Annotated in this window: 20 protein-coding genes and 1 other RNA gene; 18 read left to right on the top strand and 3 right to left on the bottom strand. The window is 72.1% G+C overall.

What is annotated here, in order from left to right; all coding sequences use genetic code 11:
• The first annotated feature begins 243 nt into the window (after positions 1-243).
• Entirely contained in the window at positions 244-2040 is a 1797-nt protein-coding gene (locus ACXNSR_RS15305) for a serine/threonine-protein kinase (RefSeq protein WP_458642566.1), read from the top strand.
• A 159-nt stretch (positions 2041-2199) separates the two neighbouring features.
• On the top strand, positions 2200-3444 hold the full coding sequence (locus tag ACXNSR_RS15300; RefSeq protein WP_458642565.1) for a serine/threonine-protein kinase: 1245 nt from the start codon (positions 2200-2202) through the stop codon (positions 3442-3444).
• 124 nt (positions 3445-3568) lie between these two features.
• Here ACXNSR_RS15300 and ACXNSR_RS15295 read toward each other — a convergent pair whose 3' ends face one another.
• A complete protein-coding gene (locus ACXNSR_RS15295) occupies positions 3569-4570 on the bottom strand; it encodes an isopenicillin N synthase family dioxygenase (protein WP_458642564.1) in 1002 nt (333 codons plus the stop codon).
• A 316-nt stretch (positions 4571-4886) separates the two neighbouring features.
• Here ACXNSR_RS15295 and prfB point away from each other — a divergent pair, with 316 nt between their 5' ends.
• Positions 4887-5996 carry a peptide chain release factor 2 gene (prfB, locus tag ACXNSR_RS15290; protein WP_458642563.1) on the top strand — a complete coding sequence of 370 codons (1110 nt, stop codon included), beginning with the start codon at positions 4887-4889 and terminating at the stop codon, positions 5994-5996.
• A 114-nt stretch (positions 5997-6110) separates the two neighbouring features.
• Here the strand turns inward: prfB and ACXNSR_RS15285 are convergent, their stop codons facing one another.
• Positions 6111-6302, bottom strand: coding sequence for a hypothetical protein (locus tag ACXNSR_RS15285; RefSeq protein ID WP_030011325.1), 192 nt, complete (start codon positions 6300-6302; stop codon positions 6111-6113).
• A 235-nt stretch (positions 6303-6537) separates the two neighbouring features.
• Here ACXNSR_RS15285 and ftsE point away from each other — a divergent pair, with 235 nt between their 5' ends.
• The 7 genes from ftsE (at position 6538) to ACXNSR_RS15250 (ending at position 11181) form a co-directional block, all read left to right on the top strand.
• A complete protein-coding gene (gene ftsE, locus ACXNSR_RS15280; RefSeq protein ID WP_030771648.1) occupies positions 6538-7227 on the top strand; it encodes a cell division ATP-binding protein FtsE in 690 nt (229 codons plus the stop codon).
• A 17-nt stretch (positions 7228-7244) separates the two neighbouring features.
• Positions 7245-8216, top strand: a complete 972-nt coding sequence (gene ftsX, locus ACXNSR_RS15275; protein ID WP_189747312.1) for a permease-like cell division protein FtsX — start codon at positions 7245-7247, stop codon at positions 8214-8216.
• Positions 8217-8283: 67 nt separating this feature from the next.
• Entirely contained in the window at positions 8284-9465 is a 1182-nt protein-coding gene (locus ACXNSR_RS15270) for a S41 family peptidase (protein ID WP_458642562.1), read from the top strand.
• An 18-nt stretch (positions 9466-9483) separates the two neighbouring features.
• Positions 9484-9969 (top strand): SsrA-binding protein SmpB, encoded by a 486-nt coding sequence (smpB, locus tag ACXNSR_RS15265; RefSeq protein WP_329101493.1) that lies wholly within the window; start codon positions 9484-9486, stop codon positions 9967-9969.
• Between the two features lie 82 nt (positions 9970-10051).
• Positions 10052-10440: a transfer-messenger RNA gene (gene ssrA, locus ACXNSR_RS15260) on the top strand.
• A 133-nt stretch (positions 10441-10573) separates the two neighbouring features.
• Positions 10574-10921, top strand: coding sequence for a hypothetical protein (locus tag ACXNSR_RS15255; RefSeq protein ID WP_323185172.1), 348 nt, complete (start codon positions 10574-10576; stop codon positions 10919-10921).
• Positions 10918-11181: a hypothetical protein gene (locus ACXNSR_RS15250; protein ID WP_266595934.1), complete on the top strand. Its 264-nt coding sequence runs from the start codon at positions 10918-10920 to the stop codon at positions 11179-11181. Before ACXNSR_RS15255 ends, ACXNSR_RS15250 begins: the two co-directional genes overlap by 4 nt.
• Here ACXNSR_RS15250 and ACXNSR_RS15245 read toward each other — a convergent pair.
• Positions 11165-12448, bottom strand: coding sequence for an MFS transporter (locus ACXNSR_RS15245; RefSeq protein ID WP_458643312.1), 1284 nt, complete (start codon positions 12446-12448; stop codon positions 11165-11167). The genes ACXNSR_RS15250 and ACXNSR_RS15245 overlap by 17 nt on opposite strands.
• Before the next feature lie 94 nt (positions 12449-12542).
• On the opposite strand from ACXNSR_RS15245, the gene ACXNSR_RS15240 reads away from it, so the two are divergent.
• The 8 genes from ACXNSR_RS15240 to ACXNSR_RS15205 all read left to right on the top strand — a co-directional run bounded on the left by ACXNSR_RS15240 (position 12543) and on the right by ACXNSR_RS15205 (position 22544).
• Positions 12543-13508, top strand: coding sequence for a LysR family transcriptional regulator (locus ACXNSR_RS15240; protein ID WP_458642561.1), 966 nt, complete (start codon positions 12543-12545; stop codon positions 13506-13508).
• Between the two features lie 96 nt (positions 13509-13604).
• The gene (locus ACXNSR_RS15235) at positions 13605-14975 is read left to right on the top strand and encodes a nitrate/nitrite transporter (protein WP_458642560.1); all 1371 of its coding nucleotides are present in this window, start codon (positions 13605-13607) and stop codon (positions 14973-14975) included.
• 95 nt (positions 14976-15070) lie between these two features.
• The gene (locus ACXNSR_RS15230; protein ID WP_458642559.1) at positions 15071-16246 is read left to right on the top strand and encodes a uroporphyrinogen-III synthase; all 1176 of its coding nucleotides are present in this window, start codon (positions 15071-15073) and stop codon (positions 16244-16246) included.
• 9 nt (positions 16247-16255) lie between these two features.
• Positions 16256-16804: a GNAT family N-acetyltransferase gene (locus ACXNSR_RS15225; protein WP_458642558.1), complete on the top strand. Its 549-nt coding sequence runs from the start codon at positions 16256-16258 to the stop codon at positions 16802-16804.
• Between the two features lie 299 nt (positions 16805-17103).
• On the top strand, positions 17104-17676 hold the full coding sequence (locus tag ACXNSR_RS15220; RefSeq protein WP_458642557.1) for a CGNR zinc finger domain-containing protein: 573 nt from the start codon (positions 17104-17106) through the stop codon (positions 17674-17676).
• 103 nt (positions 17677-17779) lie between these two features.
• Positions 17780-20086 carry a HelD family protein gene (locus ACXNSR_RS15215; RefSeq protein WP_458642556.1) on the top strand — a complete coding sequence of 769 codons (2307 nt, stop codon included), beginning with the start codon at positions 17780-17782 and terminating at the stop codon, positions 20084-20086.
• A 431-nt stretch (positions 20087-20517) separates the two neighbouring features.
• Positions 20518-21921 carry an NAD-dependent malic enzyme gene (locus ACXNSR_RS15210; RefSeq protein ID WP_030724224.1) on the top strand — a complete coding sequence of 468 codons (1404 nt, stop codon included), beginning with the start codon at positions 20518-20520 and terminating at the stop codon, positions 21919-21921.
• 341 nt (positions 21922-22262) lie between these two features.
• Positions 22263-22544 (top strand): HU family DNA-binding protein, encoded by a 282-nt coding sequence (locus ACXNSR_RS15205; RefSeq protein WP_007264399.1) that lies wholly within the window; start codon positions 22263-22265, stop codon positions 22542-22544.
• The last annotated feature ends 285 nt before the right edge of the window (positions 22545-22829 follow it).

Genomic DNA, 22829 nt, shown 5'->3' with positions numbered 1-22829 from the left:
ACCCGGCAATAAATGATCTTGATGTTCCGGGGCCCGGGCCGGACCCCGATCGGATCCGGCCACCAAGGCGGCGGAAGACGGGGAAAATCGCCTCCGGCATACCCCGCAAACATCACCCACCGCACATATGTGCGGCAACCAACCTCCGGGGACCGGCGTCTTCCCGGGGGACACCCCCTAGAGTGGGCCGGAAAACCAATCAGCGGATCGACCACATCCGACGACAGCAGGGGAGCGCGAGACGTGCGGCCAGTCGGCAGCAAATACCTGCTCGAGGAGCCGCTCGGGCGCGGCGCCACGGGCACTGTCTGGCGTGCCCGCCAGAGGGAGGCCGCCGGCGCCGAGGCGGCCGTCGCGGGACAGCCCGGCGAGACCGTGGCCATCAAGGTCCTCAAGGAGGAGCTGGCCCAGGATCCCGACATCGTCATGCGCTTCCTGCGGGAGCGCTCGGTCCTGCTGCGCCTGACCCACCCCAACATCGTGCGCACGCGCGACCTCGTCGTCGAGGGCGATCTGCTGGCCCTGGTCATGGACCTGATCGACGGCCCGGACCTGCACCGGTACCTGCGGGAGAACGGCCCCTTCACGCCCGTCGCCGCGAGCCTGCTGACCGCCCAGATCGCCGACGCCCTCGCCGCCAGCCACGCCGACGGAGTGGTCCACCGCGACCTGAAACCGGCCAACGTGCTGCTCGACGAGCGCGGCGGACAGATGAAGCCGATGCTCACCGACTTCGGCATCGCCCGCCTCGCCGACTCCCCGGGCCTGACCCGCACCCACGAGTTCGTCGGCACCCCGGCCTACGTCGCCCCCGAGTCCGCCGAGGGCCGTCCGCAGACCTCCGCCGTCGACATCTACGGCGCCGGCATCCTGCTCTACGAGCTGCTCACCGGCCGCCCGCCGTTCGCCGGCGGCACCGCGCTCGAAGTGCTCCACCGCCACCTCAGCGAGGACCCGCAGCGGCCCTCCACCGTGCCCGAGCCGCTGTGGACGGTCATCGAGCGCTGCCTGCGCAAGGAACCGAACGAGCGCCCCAGCGCCGAGAGCCTGGCCCGCGGGCTGCGCGTGGTGGCCTCCGGCATCGGCGTGCACTCCTCGGCCGCCGAAGTGGAGGCCGCGCTCGGCGTGGGCGCCCTGCTCGCGCCCGACCCCTCGCCGGCTCCGGTCCCCGAGACCCCCGACGCGGGCGCGGGCGCGTACGACCCGAACGCCATGACGAGCGTCATGCCGCCGGTCGGCGCGGCCGACGCCACCTCGGTGCTCCCCATGGGGTCTCCCCGGCCCGGAGGGCCAGGGGAAGCTGCGGGCCCCGGGGCCGACCCGACCTCGGTGATGCCCCCGGTGCAGCGGCCCGACTCGCCGCACCCGTGGCAGTCGCAGATGCAGGCCGCCCGCGACCGCAACGAGCAGACCCAGATCCAGTACCTCGACCCGAACGAGGACCCGCTGCGCCGCCGCCCGCAGCGGCAGGCGCCCCCGCCGCCGCAGCACCGGCCCCAGCAGCCGCAGCAGCCGCCGCAGTACCGGCAGGGTCCGCCGCCCCCGCAGCAGCAGTACCAGCAGCCTCCCCAGCAGCAGTACCAGCAGCCCCAGCAGCCGCAGTACCGCCCGCCGCAGCAGCCGCCCCAGCAGCAGTACGCGCCGCCCCCGCCGCCGCAGCACTACCAGCCGCAGCAGCACCAGCCCCAGCCGTACCAGCAGCAGCCTCAGCCGCAGCAGCCGCAGTACCGCCAGCCGCAGCAGCAGCCCCCGCAGCCGCCGCCGCAGCAGCGGCCGGCCCCCCGGGAGCCGCGCGAGCCGCGCCGCCGCAGCGCCAACCCGGTGCGGATCCCCGGCCTCGGCTGCCTCAAGGGCTGCCTGGTGCTGATCCTGGTGTTCTTCGTCGCGGGCTGGCTGGTCTGGGAACTGACCCCGCTCCAGGAGTGGATCGGCACCGGCAAGGGCTGGTGGGACCAGGTCTGGACCTGGGGCGGCGACGCCGTCGACTGGGTCACCTCGATCGGGGACTCCGCGGGCTCGACGGGCTCCACCAAGCCCTGATGGAGCCCTCGTAGCCCCGACTTCGTGGATTTGTCGACTTCTGGGACATGATTTCGCTCGCAGAAGTGAAGGTCGCCGCGAATCCGGCCCCCTGCTGGCCTCCAATGCCCACCCGGCCGCGTAGCTTTGGTGCGTACGCCAGCCACTGAGGGAGCAGTCGTGGCACGGAAGATCGGCAGCCGGTACACCGCGCACCAGATCCTGGGGCGCGGCAGCGCGGGCACGGTGTGGCTGGGCGAGGGGCCTGACGGGCCCGTCGCCGTCAAACTCCTGCGCGAGGACCTCGCGTCCGACCAGGAACTCGTCGGACGGTTCGTCCAGGAGCGCAGCGCCCTGCTCGGCCTGGAGCATCCGCACGTCGTGTCCGTCCGCGACCTCGTCGTGGACGGCAACGACCTCGCCCTCGTCATGGACCTCGTGCGCGGTACGGACCTGCGCACGCGCCTCGACCGCGAACGGCGGCTCGCCCCCGAGGCGGCCGTCGCGATCGTCGCGGACGTCGCCGACGCACTGGCCGCGGCGCACGCGGCGGGGGTCGTCCACCGGGACGTGAAGCCGGAGAACGTCCTGCTGGACATGCAGGGCCGGCTCGGCCCCGGCGGCTCGCACCCGGCGCTGCTCACCGACTTCGGCGTGGCCAAGCTGATCGACTCCCCGCGGCGGGCCGCCACGGGCCGGGCCTCCGCCCCGACGACGCGGATCATCGGCACCCCGGACTACCTGGCGCCGGAGATCGTCGAGGGACTGCCCCCGCGGGCCGCGGTGGACATATACGCCCTGGCCACGGTCCTGTACGAGCTGCTGGCGGGATTCACCCCCTTCGGCGGGGGCCACCCGGGCGCGGTCCTGCGGCGCCACGTGACGGAGACGGTGGTCCCGCTGCCGGGGATCCCCGACGAGCTGTGGCAGCTCATGGTGCAGTGCCTGGCCAAGGCCCCGGCCTCGCGGCTGCGGGCCTCGGAGCTGTCGGTCCGGCTGCGGGACCTGCTGCCGATGCTGGCCGGGATGCCGCCGCTGGACGTGGACGAGCCGGACGACGCGGATCCGGACCCCGAGCCCTCGGAGGAACCGGTGGCCGACCCGGTCCGACGGCGGGGCGTGGTCCCGCTGGTGCCGGGCTCGGCGACCGACTCCAACCGGGACACCCACACCTCGATGCGGGTGCCCGGGCCGGACGAGCTGGCGGGCGGGGCGCTGGGCACCGCCCGGGTCCCCCGTCCGGCGGGCGGCCACCGTCCCGGCTCCGCCCGCCACCGGGCGGAGGCGGCCCGCAAGCGGCGGCTGGTCCTCTCGGCGTCGGCCCTGGCCCTGGCCGCGGCGATCGGCCTGGGCACGTGGCTGGCCGTCTCGGGCGACGAGGCTCCGCCGCAGGACAGCAAGCAGTCGGTCCCCGCGAAGCGGTAGCCGCCGGGTGCGGCGCCCCGGATCGGGGGCTCCGCTCCCGAACCCCCGCGCCTCAATCGCCGGCGGGGCCGGATTCTCCAGCCCGTCCGGCGATTGAGGACCGGGTCCGGGCGGAGCCCAGGGGCTACGCCGCGGCCAGTTCCGGGTGCCAGCGCCGCGCCACGGCGGGGTGCGCGCGGACCCAGCCCTTCAGTTCGTTGCGGCCGTACTGGGCGTGCAGCGGGTTCGACTCGTCGTGCGCGACACCGGGCGCGGAACGCAGGTAGTCGCCCGGGACGGTCTCGATCACCGCGTCCAGCCGCGGGTTGTAGAAGAACGGCACCGAGTACCGCTCCACCGCGCCGGGCGGGCTGACCACCCGGTGGTCCGTCGCCGTCAGGTAGCCCTCGGTCGCGATCTCCAGCAGTTCGCCCAGGTTCACCACGAAGGCGCCCGGCATCGGCGGCACGTCCACGTAGCCGCCGTCCCGGACCACCTGGAGGCCGCCCACCGAGTCCTGCAGCAGGAGCGTCAGGAAGCCGTAGTCCTTGTGCGCGCCGACCCCCTGGTCGGCGCCGGAGGGGGCCGATCCCGGGTAGCGGATCAGCTTGGTGTGCAGGTGCGGGCGGTCCGCGAAGGCCTCGTCGAAGAAGTCCGCCGGGGCGCCGATCGCCACGAGGAGCTCCTGCAGCAGGCGGTGGGCGACCGCCGCGAGCCGGGTCTGCCAGTCCAGGACCACCGTACGGAGCTCCGGGAGGGCGGCGGGCCACTGGTTCGGGCCCTCCAGCCACAGGAAGGCCGGGTCGTCCGGCCCCACCACCGGCGCCGGGCGCTCCGCGCCGACGTCCAGCTGGTCCCGCCAGTCGGAGGCGCCGCCGGTCAGCTCGTGGCCGATCCGGGTGTAGCCGCGGAAGTGGGGGGAGTTCAGATTGCTGACGGCGAGCCGGTCGGCTTCCGGGAGGGCGAAGAAGGCCTTGGTCAGGTCGAGGATGCGGGCGCTCTCGGCGGCGGTGACGCCGTGCCCGGTCAGGTGCAGGAAACCGGTGTCCCTGGCTGCTGCGTGCAGCTTCTTCAGGAAATCGGCCCGCTGGGCCGGGTCGTCGGCCTGGGAGAGGTCCAGGACGGGGAGAGTGTGCGCGGACGGCATGACGGCTCCGTTTCGGATGTCACGGGGTCCTGTTCCCCAGAGGTGGTGGGGGCCGCGGGAGGGGGGCGGGTCTCCGACAGGGATGGTGCCGGGACCGCGGGAGCCGCGTACAGGACCAAGTCGGATCGTGGTGGATCAGGCTTTTGCTCGGTCCGGCGGCGGACAGCTCGTCGTCGTGACACGCATGTGGTCGACATGGCGGCGCTTGACGAGGAGAACGGTCATACCGAGAGGGTACGCCCGTGCGAACCATCATCAGAACGGGCGATTCGGCCTGCCCGGACGGCGTTGTCCGGGGACCGGCTACGCTGGACCCGTGGCAGTCGTCGATGTTTCCGAAGAGCTGAAGTCCCTCTCCTCGACCATGGGGTCGATCGAGGCCGTCCTGGACCTCGACAAGCTGAGGGCAGAAATCGCCGTGCTCGAGGAGCAGGCCGCTGCGCCGTCCCTGTGGGACGACCCGGAGGCCGCCCAGAAGATCACGAGCAAGCTTTCGCACCTCCAGGCGGAGGTCCGCAAGACCGAGACGCTGCGGGGGCGCATCGACGACCTCGGGGTGCTCTTCGACCTCGCCCAGGAGATGGACGACGCGGACACCCTGGCCGAGGCCGAGGCCGAGCTGGCCTCCGTCCGCAAGGCGCTGGACGAGATGGAGGTCCGGACCCTCCTCTCCGGCGAGTACGCCGAGCGCGAGGCCCTGGTCAACATCCGTGCCGAGGCCGGCGGCGTCGACGCCTCCGACTTCGCCGAGCGCCTCCAGCGCATGTACCTGCGCTGGGCCGAGCGGCACGGCTATTCCACCGAGATCTACGAGACCTCGTACGCGGAAGAGGCCGGCATCAAGTCGACCACCTTCGTCGTCAAGGCCCCGTACGCCTACGGAACGCTCTCCGTCGAGCAGGGCACCCACCGCCTCGTGCGCATCTCGCCCTTCGACAACCAGGGCCGCCGCCAGACCTCCTTCGCCGGCGTCGAGGTGCTCCCGGTCGTGGAGACCAGCGACCACGTCGAGATCGACGAGTCCGAGCTGCGCGTCGACGTGTACCGCGCCTCCGGCCCCGGTGGCCAGGGCGTCAACACCACCGACTCCGCGGTCCGCATCACGCACATCCCGACCGGCATCGTGGTCTCCTGCCAGAACGAGCGCTCGCAGATCCAGAACAAGGCGAGCGCCATGAACGTCCTCCAGGCCAAGCTGCTGGAGCGGCGCCGCCAGGAGGAGAAGGACAAGATGGACGCCCTCAAGGACGGCGGCAGCTCCTGGGGCAACCAGATGCGGTCCTACGTCCTGCACCCGTACCAGATGGTCAAGGACCTGCGGACGGAGTTCGAGGTCGGCAACCCGCAGGCGGTCCTCGACGGCGAGATCGACGGCTTCCTGGAGGCCGGGATCCGCTGGCGCAAGCAGCAGGAGCAGACCGCGTAACCCTCGGTGACGCGCGTACGTGCGGAAGGGCCCGGACACCTGGTGTCCGGGCCCTTCTCGCATGGGTGATCGGTACGTGGCACGGGCCTGCTGCGGGCACCACGGCCGGGCGGTCTAGGCGGTGTGCTGGGCCACCAGGACCAGAGCTGTCACGAGGACCACCATGAGCACGATGAGCGTCACGGGGTTCAGGCCGGAGAAGGGGCCCTCCTGCTGGAGGCGCTCCCGGTTCGCCCGGCACACCGGGCAGCGGCCCTGGCTGACGGGTGCGGCGCAGTTCGCGCACACGAGCCGGTCATATGTCATGCGCTCCTCCTCTCGTCCCCTCGGTCTTCTGTCGCCTATAACGGCGCGGGGAACCGGAGCGTTCCCCCTACCACTGTGCCAGCTTCGCCGACATTCGGCGCGGCCCGTCCGGGCAATCACGGTCCGGAGCGCCCGCACGCCGGGATAAATCGGGCAAGTCCGGAGGCCGGGTCCACACCTCGCGCCCGTTCGCGTATGGTCACGCACACCTACTCCCGGCGACCGTGGTGCACCCGTGATCCGATTCGACAGTGTCTCCAAGTCCTACCCGAAGCAGAGCCGTCCCGCACTCAGGGAAGTCTCCCTCGACATCGCGAAGGGCGAGTTCGTCTTCCTGGTCGGCTCCTCCGGCTCCGGCAAGTCCACCTTCCTGCGGCTCATCCTGCGCGAGGAGCGGGCGAGCCACGGCCAGGTGCACGTCCTGGGCAAGGACCTCGCCAAGCTCTCCAACTGGAAGGTTCCGCAGATGCGGCGCCAGCTGGGGACCGTCTTCCAGGACTTCCGCCTGCTCCCCAACAAGACGGTGGCCGAGAACGTGGCCTTCGCCCAGGAGGTCATCGGCAAGCCGCGGGGCGAGATCCGCAAGGCCGTCCCGCAGGTCCTCGAACTCGTGGGCCTGGGCGGCAAGGAGGACCGCATGCCCGGCGAGCTCTCCGGCGGTGAGCAGCAGCGCGTGGCCATCGCCCGCGCCTTCGTCAACCGCCCCGCCCTGCTGATCGCGGACGAGCCCACCGGCAACCTCGACCCGCAGACCTCGGTCGGGATCATGAAGCTGCTGGACCGGATCAACCGGACCGGCACCACCGTGATCATGGCCACCCACGACCAGCAGATCGTCGACCAGATGCGCAAGCGCGTCATCGAACTCGAACAGGGCCGACTCGTGCGCGACCAGTCGCGCGGCGTCTACGGCTACCAGCACTGAAAGGTCCCTGAGACGCAATGCGCGCCCAGTTCGTCATGTCGGAGATCGGCGTCGGTCTCCGCCGCAATCTCACCATGACCTTCGCGGTCATCATCTCGGTGGGCCTCTCCCTGGCCCTGTTCGGCGGCTCCATGCTCATGAGCGAGCAGGTGAGCAAGATGAAGGGCTACTGGTACGACAAGGCCAACGTCTCGATCTACCTCTGCAACAAGCAGGACGCCGTGGAGGCGAGCGAGGCCGCCGCCAAGAAGGCCGACGGTTCGCCGGCGGCCTCCACGGGCGTCACCACCTGCGCCAAGGGCGCGGTGACCGATGAGCAGAAGAAGCAGATCGAGTCCGAGCTCAAGAAGATGTCCCTGGTGAAGTCCGTCGCCTACGAGTCGGCGGACGAGGCGTACAAGCACTACCAGGAGCGGTTCGGGAACACGGCGCTCGCCTCCTCCATCACCCCGGACCAGATGCAGGAGTCCTTCCGGGTCAAGCTGAAGGACCCGGAGAAGTACAAGGTGGTCACCTCCGCCTTCGTCGGCCGAGACGGCATCCACACCGTCGACGACCAGCGCCAGGCGATCGACGACCTCTTCCGGATCCTCAACTACCTGAACATCGCGGCGCTCGCCATCATGCTGATCATGCTGATCGTGGCACTGCTGCTGATCGTCAACACCGTGCGCGTCTCGGCCTTCAGCCGACGGCGTGAGACGGGGATCATGCGGCTGGTCGGTGCCTCCAGCTTCTACATCCAGGTCCCCTTCATCATGGAGGCGGCCGTCGCCGGCCTCATCGGCGCGCTCTTCGCCTGCGGCATGCTCGTCTCCGGCCAGTACTTCGTGATCGACCACGGTGTCGGGCTGCGCGACAAGATCCAGCTCATCGACTTCATGGGCTGGGGATCGGTGCTGGCCAAGCTTCCGTACGTACTCTTCATCGGCCTCCTGATGCCCTCCATGGCCGCCTTCATCGCCCTGCGCAAGTACCTGAAGGTGTGACAAGCGCCCCGTGAGCGGTACGGCCAACCATCCGTACCGGCGCGGGCCTTGTCCTAGACTCGGCGCCATGCCGGGTCGGCCCGCTCTCTGTCTCCGGCCCCGCGACCTCAGTCGCGGGGCCGTTCTGACGTTCGCCTTCCTCGCCGCCGTCGCCACCGGTGCCTTAACCGGATGCTGGGAGCACGAGGAAGGCTCCGGGGCCGCCGCGGCGCTGACCGGCGCCCCCGCGGCCGAGCCCTCGCGCGAGGCGGCCACCGTCGACCGGGAGGCCGTCGCCCGCGCCGTCGCCGAGGCCGTCGCCGAGGGGAAGTCCGGGAAGAAGGCGGCCCAGGAGGTCGTCAGCCGCAGCGGCGACCGCTGGGGCACCGTCTACGACCAGGGCGAGTACGCCGCCTTCGCCGAGGGCCTCGACGGCCGCTGGACCGGCGTCGGGGTGTGGGCCGGGCGGGCCGCCGACGGCGTGATCAAGGTCGACCGGATCCAGCCCGGCAGCCCCGCCGCCCGGGCCGGACTGCGCGCCGGGGACCGGCTGCTGAGCGTCGACGGGCACGCCGTGACGGGCCTCGCCGTGACCGACGTGGTCGCCCTGCTGCGCGGCGACGCCGGCACCCCCGTCGTGCTGAACCTGAGCCGGGACGGCGCCGACCTCACCGAGACCGTGCGCCGCGAGCAGTTGCGCACCGAGCCGGTGACCGTGCGGCAGCGTCCGGACGGGGTCACGGTCATCAAGGTCGCCTCCTTCACCCGCGGTTCCGGCGACCGCGTCAAGGCCGCCGTCCGCGCGGCCCCGCCCGGCGAGGGGGTCGTGCTCGACCTGCGCGGCAACCCGGGCGGGCTGGTCACCGAGGCGGTCACCGCCGCCTCCGCCTTCCTCGACGGCGGGCTCGTGGCCACGTACGACGTACGGGGCGAGCAGCGGGTCCTCTACGCGGCCAAGGGCGGGGACACCACCCGGCCGCTCGTGGCCCTGGTGGACGGCGGCACGATGAGCGCGGCCGAACTGGTGACGGGCGCCCTGCAGGACCGGGGCCGGGCGGTGGCGGTGGGCAGCCGGACCTTCGGCAAGGGCTCGGTGCAGATGCCGACCGAGCTCCCGGACGGTTCGGTGGCCGAGCTGACGGTGGGCACGTACCGCACCCCGGCGGGCCGCAGCCTGGACGGCGCCGGCATCACCCCGGACGTGCCGGCGGGCGAGGCGGTCGAGGAGCGGGCCGTCACGGTATTGGGTGGCCTCGGGGTGGGTCCGTAGTGCGAAAATGACCGCACTATGGCTAAGGAAAAAGGGCGCAAGCTGATCGCCCAGAACAAGAAGGCGCGTCACGACTACGCGATCATCGACACCTACGAGTGCGGTCTCGTGCTCACGGGCACCGAGGTCAAGTCCATGCGCCAGGGCCGGGCCTCGCTGGTGGACGGGTTCGTGTCGGTGGAGGGCGGCGAAGCCTGGCTCTACAACGTGCACGTGCCGGAGTACAGCCAGGGCACCTGGACCAACCACAGCGCCCGGCGCAAGCGCAAGCTCCTCATGCACCGCGAGGAGATCGACAAGCTGGAGCGCAAGGCGGACGAGTCGGGTCACACGATCGTGCCCCTCTCGCTGTACTTCAAGGACGGCCGGGCGAAGATCGAGATCGCGCTGGCGAAGGGCAAGAAGGAGTACGACAAGCGGCAGACGCTCCGGGAGAAGCAGGACACCCGCGAGACGAACCGGGCGATCTCGGCCATCCGTCGCAAGCAGCGCGGCACGGTTTAATCACCTGGCACGCGGTGGTCCACTTCGCGTACCATGGCGTCAGCACCGCCCCCCGGGGTGGAGCAGCTTGTTAAAAAAACATGGGGATGATCGGTTTCGACAGCGGATGTCGATGCAGGGGAAGCGAGCCGAGGAAGCGGCAATGATCTCGCTAACCATATGTCGCAAAAAATAATCGCCAACTCCAAGAGCGATAACTCCCGCTTCACCCTCGCTGCCTAATAACAGTGAGCTGAAGCCTCTGTGAGGAGCGTCAGCCCGGAAGTGGTCCCGGTCCGGATCCTGGCGTCAATTAGGGATCTAAACCTCTAGCCCCGGTCACGGGGGTTGGAGGGAAATCAAACAGTGACTGAGCCCGTCGGAGACTTGTCCGTGTGATCTCCGGGGCCGAGAAAATCGCAGCGGACTGCGCTCGGAGAAGCCCTGCTTCTGCACCGTTGGACGCGGGTTCGATTCCCGCCATCTCCACTCATCCCATGTGGGCGAAGGCCCCGCAACCTCTCGGTTGCGGGGCCTTCGTCATGCGGGAAGCGTCCGCGCTGCGCTGCTGGTGGCGGTACGGTGAGAAGCCCACTCCGGAGCGGAGTTCCAGCGAGGAGGACATGTGAGTACGCCGATCCCCGACGAGGGCGGGCCGCTGATCCCCATGCCGGAACTCACGCCTGCTGCCCTTCGCGAGGCCGTTGCGAAGATCGCCCCCAGCCGTGTCCCCGGGTTGACGCAGCACCTCTTCGAGGCGACGACGAGCGCCCAGCAGGCGCAGTCGCTCGCCCCGCTGCGGGCTTTTATTCACTCCTGGGCCGTATTCGTCGAGATCGAACGCCACCCCCGGAGGGCCGCGCGTCTCCACGCCCTGGAACGGCTGGTTCAGGAAGGGGTCGAGGATCCCGGGCCGGCCTTGGCCGAGATCCAGCAGATCCTCGACAAAGCAGAGGCCGAGACCGGCCTGTGAGTCACTGGACATGGGACTACAACACCGACGATTCCGCGCACATCACGGGTGGCTTGCCACCCGGGGTGGTCGCGGAGGTCGAACGGATCGCCACCGAACTGTCGGCGCTCGGCCGGGATGCCGAGGCCGTCGGCCGTCCCACCGGCAGGACCGGCGGTCTCCGGGAATTCGACATCCTCGGTGGGCGCGGGTTCATCAACTTCCTGGCCGTCCCGCGGCACGAGTGCGTCTACGTCTGCAGCATCACGTGGTACGAGTGACGGCCCGGACGGAGGCGAGGGCGAGAACGGCCGCCGCCGCCGGGAGGGCGTAGGCGGTCGCCGGGCCCAGGCGGTCGACCAGGGTGCCCGCCGTGGCCGCGCCCAGGGAGATGCCCGCGAAGATGGCGGTGACCGCGACGGTCATGCCCTCGTTGAGGCGGCCCTCCGGGATGAGCGCGTGGACGCGGGACATCGACGTCACCATCGTCGGAGCCGTGGCCATGCCCGCCAGCAGCAGCGCGCAGGCCAGCGGGAGGAGCGAGCCCGTGCTCGCGGCGAGCCAGGGCAGGGTCATCGCGGCGGCCATGGCGACCAGGCAGGTGCGCAGGCCGCGCGGGCGCATCGTGCCGTACAGCAGGCCGGCCGCGCAGGAGCCCGCCGCCTGGAGGGCCAGCACCGGGCCGGAGGCGGCGCCCAGCCCCAGGGCGTCGAGGTGGGCGATCGAGGCGATCTCCATCGAGCCGAAGACCACGCCGGTGGCGAGGAAGAGGGGCAGCAGCGGGCCGAGGGTGCGCAACGGAGAGCCGTGGCGCGGACCCGCCTTCACCGGGGGCTGGGTGGCGCGGCAGGAGGTGAAGACCAGCATGCCGGTCAGCAGCAGGGCGGCTGCGGTGAGGGTGCCCGCCTCGGGGAGGACGACCGAGCAGAGGAAGGCCGCGAGGACCGGGCCGAGCATGAAGCAGAGCTCGTCGGCGGCCTGTTCGAAGGACATCGCGGTGTGGTGCGCGCCCGCGTCGCCGCGCAGCAGGTGCGTCCAGCGGGCGCGGGACATGCCGCCGATGTTGGGGGTGGTGGCGGTCGCGGCGTACGAGGCGAAGAGGGTCCAGGCGGGTGCCCCGGTACGGACGCACACGACCAGGGACAGCGAGCCGAGGAACGCGATCAGGGTGGCCGGGACGGCGATCCGGGCCTGCCCGTGCCGGTCGATCAGCCGGGCGGTCCACGGCCCGACCAGCGCGGTGGCGGCCAGGCCGGTCGCCGTGACCGCGCCGGCGAGGGCGTACGAGCCGCGCTGGCCGGCGATCATCATGACCGCGCTGACCCCGAACATGCCCATGGGGAGGCGGGCGAGGAGGTTCCCGGCGGTGAAGCCGCGGGTGCCGGGCAGCGCGAACAGGCGCCGGTAGGGGCTCAGCGGGCCCGGCGCGCGCGGCGGGCGGGCGGACGTGCGGGCGGCGGCGGGCGGGACGGGCGTTACGGGCGTTACGGGCGGGACGGGTGAAGCGGGCGGGGCGGCGAGGACGAGCGTGCTGCCGGTGACGGCCATGAGGGGCATGACCACTACCCTCGGCCCGGACCGGGCCGGGCGTCCAACACCTGTTCGATGACCATTCACGCCGATCTGTTGTTAGTCTCCGGGGATGATGCCCCGTGATGTGGATCCCCGGCTGCTGCGCGGGTTCGTCGCGGCCGCCGAGGAACTGCACTTCACCCGCGCCGCCGCCCGCCTCTACGTCGCCCAGCAGGCGCTCAGCCGTGATGTCCGGCGGCTCGAACAGACCCTGGGCGCGGCGCTGTTCCTGCGGACCACCCGGCAGGTGGAGCTGACGGCCGAAGGGGAACGGCTGCTGCCGCTGGCCCGGCGCGTGCTGGCCGCGCACGAGGAGCTCGCCGGTGCCTTCACCGCGCCCCGCCCCCTCCTCGTCGACCTGAACACCGACGGGCCCTGCACCCAGCGGACCGTACTGATGAGGGCCCGCGAACTCGCCCCGGACTGCGAGCTGATGGCCCGCTTCGAGAGCGGGCTCACCCACGCCGCCGCCGAGATCGCCGCAGGCCGGCTCGACGTGGCCTTCGGATACGCGGACGGTCTGGACCCGGCGCTGCGGGCCGGACTCGAGGCGATGCCCGTACGGTACGAGCCGATCGCAGTGCTGCTGCCCGAGGGGCACGCGCTGGCCGCGCGGGAGACCGTACGGCTGGACGCGCTCGCCGGGGAGACCGTGTACGTGGGCGCCGGGAACCCGCGGACCGTCGAGTGGACGAGGCTGGCCGGCGAGCTGTTCGCCGGGCGGGGCATCGAGCCGGCGCCGCCCGCGCCGGTGGCGGTCGGCAAGGAGGAGTTCAGCCGGGTCATGGCCAAGACCCGCAACCCGGTGCTGGCGACCGTGGGCTTCCTCGACATGCCGGGGTCCGTGAAGCGGCCGCTGACCGACCCGGTGCCGCTGTCGCCGCTGTCCATGGTGTGGAGGAGGGGCCTCACCCATCCCGGGCTGGACGCCCTGCGCGCCGCGGCCGCCGGCCTCGCGGCCGACCGGGGGTGGCTGGATCCTCCTCCCGGCAGCTGGCTGCCGAAGGGGCTCACACCCCGCCCCGACGGCGGGTGAGAGCAAGGTTTCCCGGCGGTCATCCGGCGGGGACCGGGGCCGAAACGCGCCGTTCCTACGGTCGTGCCACGGACGCGAGAGCTGTGGAGGCGTGTGATGACCGGTACGACCGCACCGCGCAAGGGGGGCCGCTGGATCGAGCGGTGGGACCCCGAGGACGAGACCTTCTGGAAGGAGACCGGGGAGCGGACCGCCCGCCGCAACCTCGTCTACTCCGTGTTCTCCGAGCACATCGGCTTCTCCATCTGGTCGCTCTGGTCCGTGATGGTCCTCTTCATGGGACCGGCGTACGGGATCGACCCGGCCGGGAAGTTCTTCCTGATCGCGACCGCGACCTGCGTGGGCGCGCTCGTACGGGTGCCGTACACCTTCGCCGTGGCCCGCTTCGGCGGCCGCAACTGGACCGTCGTCAGCGCACTGCTGCTGCTCGCGCCGACGGTCGCCGCGATCGTGGTGATGGAGCCCGGGACCTCCTACGGGACCTTCCTGGTCGTCGCGGCCCTCACCGGCGTCGGCGGCGGCAACTTCGCCTCCTCCATGACCAACATCAACGCCTTCTTCCCGCTGCGCAAGAAGGGCTGGGCGCTCGGCCTGAACGCCGGCGGCGGCAACATCGGCGTGCCCGTGGTGCAGCTGGCCGGGCTGCTGGTCATCGCGACCGCCGGGGCGGCGCACCCGCGGTACCTGCTGGCCGCCTACATCCCGCTGATCGTGGCCGCGGCCGTCCTGGCGGCCGTACGGATGGACAACCTGGCGCCCGTGCGCAACGACACCGGCGCGGTCCGCGAGGCACTGAAGGACGCGCACACCTGGATCATGGCGTTCCTCTACATCGGCACGTTCGGGTCCTTCATCGGCTACAGCTTCGCCTTCGGCCTGGTGCTGCAGACCCAGTTCGGCCGCACCCCGCTCCAGGCCGCCTCGCTGACCTTCATGGGACCGCTGCTCGGCTCGCTGATCCGGCCGGTGGGCGGGGCGCTCGCGGACCGGTTCGGCGGGGCCCGGATCACACTGGGGACGTTCGTGGCGATGGCGGCGGCCACCACAGTGGTGGTGTTCGCCTCGGAGCGGGCCTCGCTGCCGGTCTTCCTCGTCGGGTTCGTGGCCCTGTTCGTCCTGAGCGGGCTCGGCAACGGGTCGACGTACAAGATGATCCCGGGCATCTTCCAGGCGAAGGCACTGGCGCGCGGCATGAGCGGCGAGAGCGCGGCCGCCTACGGGCGACGGCTCTCCGGCGCCTCGATGGGACTCATCGGCGCGGTCGGCGCGCTCGGCGGACTCGGCATCAACCTGGTCTTCCGCGAGGCGTTCCGGACCTCCGGCTCGGGAACGGCGGCCTTCGTCACCTTCCTCGGCTTCTACGCCCTGTGCTGCGCGGTCACCTGGGCGGTATACCTTCGCCGCCCGGTGGCCCCCGTGATCCACACGGTCGGGGTCGAGACGAAACCCCAGCTCACGTCGGTGTAACCGCGGTGAAATACGGGTGAACCGAGTCCGACACGACGAGTTGGCAGGCTCGGTCCACCCGTACCGCCCCCACATGCGTCACTAGGCAGGTCACGATGGACGACACGAACACCGGCCCGCTCGCGGGCTTCACCGTCGGGGTCACGGCCGCCCGGCGCGCGGACGAGCTCATCGCACTGCTGCGCCGCCGCGGGGCGGCGGTGCTGCACGCGCCCGCGCTGCGGATCGTGCCGCTCGCCGACGACAGCGAGCTGCTGGCCGCGACGAAGGGACTGATCGCCTGCGCACCGGACGTGGTCGTGGCCACCACCGCCATCGGCTTCCGGGGGTGGATCGAGGCGGCCGACGGGTGGGGCGTCGGCGAGGAACTGCTGGAGCGGCTGCGGGCCGCCGAACTGCTGGCGCGCGGGCCGAAGGTGAAGGGCGCCATCCGGGCCGCCGGGCTCGTGGAGACCTGGTCCCCGGACTCGGAATCGCTCGCCGAGGTACTGCAGCGGCTGCTGACGGACGGGGTGGACGGCCGGCGGATCGCGCTCCAGCTGCACGGGGAGCCGCTGCCCGGCTTCGTCGAGGCGCTGCGGGCCGGCGGGGCCGAGGTGGTGGTGGTCCCCGTGTACCGGTGGATGGCACCGGAGGACCTCGCACCGCTGGACCGGCTGCTGGACGCGATGATCAGCGGCGCGGTGGACGCCGTCAGCTTCACGTCGGCGCCGGCGGCGGCCTCGCTGCTGTCCCGGGCCGAGGAACGGGGACTGCGGGAAGCGGTGCTGGACGCGCTGCGCGGCAGGCTGCTGTCCGCGTGCGTCGGGCCGGTGACCGCGCTGCCGCTGCAGGCGCACGGGGTGGACACGGTGCAGCCGGAGCGGTTCCGGCTGGGCCCGCTGGTGCAGCTGCTCTGCCAGGAACTGCCCGGCCGGGCCCGGGTGCTGCCGGTGGCCGGGCACCGGGTGGAGATCCGGGGGCACGCGGCCCTGGTGGACGCACAGCTGCGGCCCGTACCGCCCGCCGGGATGGCCCTGCTGCGGGCGCTGGCCCGGCGGCCGGGCTGGGTGGTGTCCCGCGCGGAACTGCTGCGGGCGCTGCCGGGCGCGGGGCGCGACGAGCACGCCGTGGAGACGGCGATGGCCCGCCTCCGGGTGGCCCTCGGGGCCCCGAACCTGATCCAGACGGTGGTCAAGCGGGGGTACCGGCTGTCGCTGGACGCGGGCGGGGAGGCCAAGTACGGGGAGCTTCCGGCGGACGCGGTGACGGCCAGGGGGGTCCTCGGCTAGCGTGCCGGGATGATCATCGACGGGGTTGGGATGAGGGGCGTCGCGCTCGGCGACGCGGCGGGGCTGGCCGAGGCGTTCGCGCGGAACCGGGCGTTCATGGCGCCCTTCGAGCCGGTCCGGCCGGACTCCTTCTACACGGAGGACGGCCAGCGGGAGCGGATCGAGGGCGTGCTCGCCGAGCGGGACGCGGGCCGGATCGTCCCGTACGTGTTCGTCGAGACGGCCACCGGCGCGCCCGTCGGCGCGATCAACCTCGGCTCCATCGCGTACGGGCCGCTGTGCAGCGGCGGCATCGGGTACTGGGTCGACCGGGCCTGGCACGGCAAGGGGCTGGCCACCGCGGCCGTGGAGGAGGTCTGCCGGGTCGCCCGCGACGAACTGGGCCTGCACCGGGTGGAAGCGGGCACGCTGGTCGACAACCTGGCCTCGCAGCGGGTGCTGGCGAAGGCGGGCTTCGAGCCGTTCGGCCTCGCGCCGCGTTACCTGCACATCGCCGGCGCCTGGCGAGACCACCGCCTCTTCCAACGCCTCCTCCACGACAACCCTCCGGCCGGCTAGCCGCCGATCCAGCCTCGCCGGCGTTTGAGGCGCGGGTCCGGGCGGAGCCCGGTGCCCGGCGGAGCCGGGTTCCCTGGGGCTCCGCCCCAGACCCCGCGCCTCGAACTCCCCCAGCTACCGCTGGGAGGTGCCCCCTGGCGAGGCTGGGTTCGGCCCGCCGGGCTGGAGATGGGCGGCGGGTGCGCAGGGCAGGTGGGGCTTCGCGCGAGCGGGAGGGTGGAGGCACCGGTTCGGGGGCTTCCGCTGGGACCCGCAGGGCGGCAATCTGGTACGGCACCCCACGACGGGAGGCTGACGGCATGCGGTTCGATTCCGGGCGGGTCTGTCTGGATCTGGTGGCCACCTTCACCCCCCAGGAGGGGATCCCGGACGGCGACGAGCTGCGGCTGTGGCTCGCCGGCGCCGGCCTGGTCCCCGACCGGACGCCGCTCGCCCGGGTGGGGCCCGACTGGGCCGCCGCCTTCCGGTCCCTGCGCGCCGACGTGGAAACCCTCGTACGGGCGGAGCTGCTCGGCACCGACCCGGACGAGCACGCCCTCGCCCGGGTCAACGCGCTGGCCGCCGGACCACCCCCCGGCCTGTGCGCCGTACGGGACCAGGAAGGACACCTCGTACGGGAGCTGTGCGGCGGCGTGGAGTGCGGCGCGCTGCTCGCGGCCGTCGCCCGGGACACCGTCGAGCTGCTGACCGACCCGGGCGACCGGGCGCTGCTGCGGGCCTGCGCCGGCGACGGCTGCACCCGCGTCTACCTGGACACCTCCCGGGGCCACCGGCGCCGCTGGTGCTCCAGCGAGCGCTGCGGGAACCGGGAGCGCGTGGCCCGCCACCGCCGCCGGGCACTGGCGGCCGGGGCGGGGCAAGCGTCCCGGTGAGGGGCGTACCACCCTGCGAGACCGGTTCCGGAACGGGCGTGCGGACAGGGGGCCGATTCGCGTACCTTTGACGGTCGCCCATGCACGTCAGAAGGGGGCCTTGGTGGCCGCGCAGAATGCCGCTGTCGACAGCACGGCGGATTCCGTCCGCGATCGGGAGATCGCGGTCGAGCAGACGCATCTCGATCAGGTGTACCGGCGCCTCGAGGAGAAGATCCACGAGGCCGAGTTCCTGATGAACGACGCCGCCAAGCGCGGCCAGGTGGGTACGCCCGGCGCGCTCGCCGAGCGCGACGCGCAGGTCTTCCGGGCGGGCATCCACCTGAACCGGCTGAACAACGAGTTCGAGGACTTCCTCTTCGGCCGCATCGACCTGGTGCTCGGCAAGGACGGGGAGCGCGGCGCCGACGGCGCCTACACCTCCGTCGAGCCCGCCGACGACGCGATCCGCGAGGACCTGACCGCCGACATCGCCGAGACGCTGCACATCGGCCGCATCGGGGTCCTGGACTCCGACTACACGCCGCTGGTCATCGACTGGCGCGCGCCGGCCGCCGCGCCGTTCTACCGCTCCACGCCCAAGGAGCCCGGCCGGGTCGTGCGCCGCCGCGTCATCCGCTCCAAGGGCCGCAGGGTGCTGGGCGTCGAGGACGACCTGATGCGCCCCGAGGTCACCGCCTTCCTGGAGGGCCAGGAGCTCCCCGCCATCGGCGACGGCGCCCTGATGGCTGCCCTGGGGCGGGCGCGCACGCACTCGATGCGCGACATCGTCTCCTCCATCCAGGCCGAGCAGGACCTGGTCATCCGGGCCCCCGCCGCCTCCGTCGCCGAGGTCGCGGGCGGTCCCGGCACCGGCAAGACCGCCGTCGCCCTGCACCGCGCCGCCTACCTCCTCTACCAGGACCGGCGCCGCTACTCCGGCGGCATCCTGATCGTCTCGCCGACCCCGCTGCTCGTCGCGTACACCGAGGGCGTGCTGCCCTCGCTCGGCGAGGAGGGCCAGGTGGCCATCCGGGCGCTGGGCTCGCTCGTCGACGGCGCGGAGGCCACCACCTACGACTCCCCGGCCGTCGCCCGCATCAAGGGCTCCTCCCGGATGCTCAAGGTGCTCCGCAAGGCCGTGCGCGGCGCACTGGAGCTCGGCGGCGCCCCCGACCGGCTGCGCGTGGTGGCCTTCGGCCGCCGCCAGGAGCTGGAGGCCGACGAGCTGAACCGGATCCGGCAGAACGTGCTCGGCGGCACCGCCCCGGTCAACCTGCTGCGCCCGCGCGCCCGCAAGCTGCTGCTCGACGCGCTCTACGCGAAGTCCGGCGGCGCCGGCCGCCACAGCGACCCGGAGCTGGCCGCCGAACTGCGCTCCGCCTTCGACGAGGACATCTCCACCGAGGACGCCTTCATCGACTTCCTCAACGCTTGGTGGCCGGAACTGACCCCGCGGACGGTGCTCGCCGCGCTCGCCGACGAGCGCCGGCTCGGCCGCTGGTCGCGCCGCGACCTCAACCCGCGCGAGGCCCGCCAGCTGGCCCGTTCGCTGCGCCGGGTGGGCCCGGACGGGAAGGGCCCCCTGTCGGTCCACGACGTGGCGCTGCTGGACGAGCTCCAGCTGCTGCTGGGCGCGCCCGCGCGGCCCAAGCGCAGACGGGAGATGGATCCGCTCGACCAGCTCAGCGGGCTGGAGGAGCTGATGCCGACCCGCGAGGAGACCCAGTGGGAGCGGGCCGAGCGGCTCGCGGCGGAGCGCACCGAGTACGCGCACGTCATCGTGGACGAGGCCCAGGACCTGACGCCGATGCAGTGGCGGATGGTGGGCCGCCGCGGCCGACACGGCACCTGGACGGTGGTCGGCGACCCGGCGCAGTCCTCCTGGACGGACCCGGAGGAGGCCGCCGCGGCCCGCGACGAGGCCCTGGGGTCCCGGCCGCGCCGGCGCTTCACGCTCACGGTCAACTACCGCAACCCGGCCGAGGTCGCGGAGGTCGCCTCCCGGGTGCTGCGGCTGGCGATGCCCGGCATGGAGCCGCCGTCGGCGGTGCGCTCCACCGGCCTGGAGCCCCGCTTCACGGCCGTCGCCGAGGATCTCGGCAGCACGGTCCGCGAGGAGACCCGGCGGCTGCTGGAGCAGGTGGACGGCACGGTCGGCGTGGTCGTGGCGATGGACCGGCGCGCGGAGGCCGCGGGCTGGCTCGCGGACCTCGGTGAGCGGGCGGTGGCGCTGGGCAGCCTGGAGGCCAAGGGCCTGGAGTACGACGCCACGGTGGTGGTCTCCCCGGCGGAGATCGCGGACGAGTCCCCGGCGGGCCTGCGGGTGCTGTACGTGGCGCTGACGCGCGCGACGCAGCAGCTGACGGTGGTCTCGGCCGACCGGGACGAGCCGGACGCGGACGGTGTTCCGGAGCTGCTGCTGCCGTAGGACCCGCCTACGGCCGGATGGTCCGCGGCCAGGAGCGTGGTGCTCGGATACGAGCGAGAGCAGGGGGATCACTTTCGGCGATCCTTTGTTAGCCTGGGTACGGCACCGACTCGATCCAAGCCCCCGGGCCCAACCTTCGTCGCTCAGAGCGACCACTTGCCGCGAGGCGAGCATGGCGGGTCGGTGTCATCAAACGTACGAATCACCAGGTCCGCGTCCCCCACAGGTGGGGGCGCGGACCTGTTTCGTATGACCCCACCATTCCGAACGCCCCTGGTATCTCGTATGGTGGAAGAGTCTTTCCGAATTTTGTAGCTGGTTACCTTGTACTGGCTGGTAGGTGGGACGATCGGACAACAGGTCCTGCCGCACCGCTGTGCAGCGGGGCTCTGTGTGTTAAAGCGAACCAGGGACAGAAGAGGAACACGGCCATGGCAACGGCGCCCAGCGTCTCGTATTCGATGACGGTCCGTCTGGAAGTGCCCGCGAGCGGAACCGCGGTCTCCCAGCTCACCACCGCCGTGGAGTCCTCCGGCGGGTCGGTCACCGGCCTCGACGTGACCGCATCCGGCCACGAGAAGCTCCGGATCGACGTCACCATCGCCGCGACCTCCACCGCGCACGCGGACGAGATCGTCGAGAAGCTGCGCGGCATCGAGGGCGTCAGCCTCGGCAAGGTCTCCGACCGCACCTTCCTGATGCACCTCGGCGGCAAGATCGAGATGGCGTCCAAGCACCCCATCCGCAACCGTGACGACCTCTCGATGATCTACACCCCGGGCGTGGCCCGCGTGTGCATGGCGATCGCCGAGAACCCCGAGGACGCGCGCCGCCTCACCATCAAGCGCAACACCGTCGCAGTCGTGACCGACGGCTCCGCCGTGCTGGGCCTCGGCAACATCGGCCCGATGGCCGCCATGCCGGTCATGGAGGGCAAGGCGGCCCTGTTCAAGCGCTTCGCCGACATCGACGCCTGGCCGATCTGCCTCGACACCCAGGACCCCGACGAGATCGTGGCCGCCGTCAAGGCCATCGCCCCCGGCTTCGCGGGCATCAACCTGGAGGACATCTCCGCGCCGCGCTGCTTCGAGATCGAGGCCCGGCTGCGCGAGGCCCTCGACATCCCCGTCTTCCACGACGACCAGCACGGCACCGCGATCGTCGTGCTCGCGGCCCTCACCAACGCACTGCGCGTGGTGGGCAAGGCAGTTGGCGATGTCAAGGTCGTCATGTCGGGCGCCGGCGCGGCCGGTACCGCCATCCTCAAGCTGCTCCTCGCGGCGGGCGTCAAGAACGCGGTGAGCGCCGACATCCACGGCGTCGTGCACGCGGACCGCCCCGACCTCGTCGACGCGGCCGCGGACTCCCCGCTGCGCTGGATCGCCGACAACACCAACCCCGAGGGCTACACGGGCACGCTCAAGGAGGCCGTGGTCGGCGCCGACGTGTTCATCGGCGTCTCGGCTCCGAACGTGCTGTCCGGCGAGGACGTCGCCGCCATGGCGGAAGGCGCGATCGTGTTCGCGCTCGCGAACCCGGACCCCGAGGTGGACCCGGCCGTCGCCCGTCAGACCGCCGCCGTCGTGGCCACCGGCCGCTCCGACTTCCCGAACCAGATCAACAACGTGCTGGTCTTCCCGGGCGTCTTCCGCGGTCTGCTGGACGCCCAGTCCCGCACCGTGAACACGGAGATGATGCTGGCCGCCGCGAGCGCGCTGGCGGACGTCGTGGGCGAGGACGAGCTGAACGCGAACTACATCATCCCGTCGGTGTTCAACGACAAGGTCGCGGGCGCGGTCGCGGGCGCCGTCCGCAAGGCGGCCTCGGGAGCCTGAGCCCCGCTGTGACGGCCCTCACGGCGCTCCGATACCGGCGCGTCGCGAGACGCGGGTCCGACGGGCCGCCTCTAGGGTTTGCGGGGATGCCCGCGAGGTCCGCGGTCCGCGGCGGCGCGTGAGCGAAGGCGTGGACGGAGCGTCACCGCGGCGTGACTGTGGCGCTTTTCGTGTGACCCCGACGGGTGCCGGATTGGCTTTCCCGCCGCTGGTGGGGGCAGGATGCGTAACCGGGCGAGAGGGTCTGACGTTCAGACCCGGGTCCGGGGACTGTCCTAGGGCCCTGGCAGCATCGGCTTCGATCTCACGCCTCTAAGGCAAGTTGAACACGGGAGTACAACATGAACCGCAGTGAGCTGGTGGCCGCTCTGTCCGAGCGCGCCGAGGTGACCCGCAAGGACGCCGACGCCGTTCTGGCCGCGCTCGCCGAGACCGTCGGCGAGATTGTCGCCAAGGGCGACGAGAAGGTCACCATCCCCGGCTTCCTGACCTTCGAGCGCACCCACCGTGCCGCTCGCACCGCGCGCAACCCGCAGACCGGCGACCCCATCCAGATCCCGGCCGGCTACAGCGTGAAGGTCTCCGCGGGCTCCAAGCTCAAGGAAGCCGCCAAGGGCAAGTAAGTCCTGCCCCGGCGCCGAGGGCCGCACAGGCCTTTGGAACGGCAGTAGTACGCAGAACGACGATGGGCGGTCACCCCCGGGCGGGGTGGCCGCCCTTCGGTCTGTCCGGGGGCCGCGGAGCCGTACCGGACGCGGGCCGGACGCGGGCCGGTGGGCCCGGACGGGCTCCGGGGCCGCGGGGACGCCCGGGGACGCCCGGCGGGCCTGCCAGGCCCTGTGAGGGCCCGTCAGAGGCCTGGTGGGGCCAGGTGTGCCGACGGCGCGCCCCACGCAGCCGCGGTGCGA

The sequence above is a fragment of the Streptomyces sp. NC-S4 genome (assembly GCF_054353315.1).
Note: the sequence above shows the minus strand (reverse complement) of the source record. Positions and strands in the feature narration are given on the sequence as shown.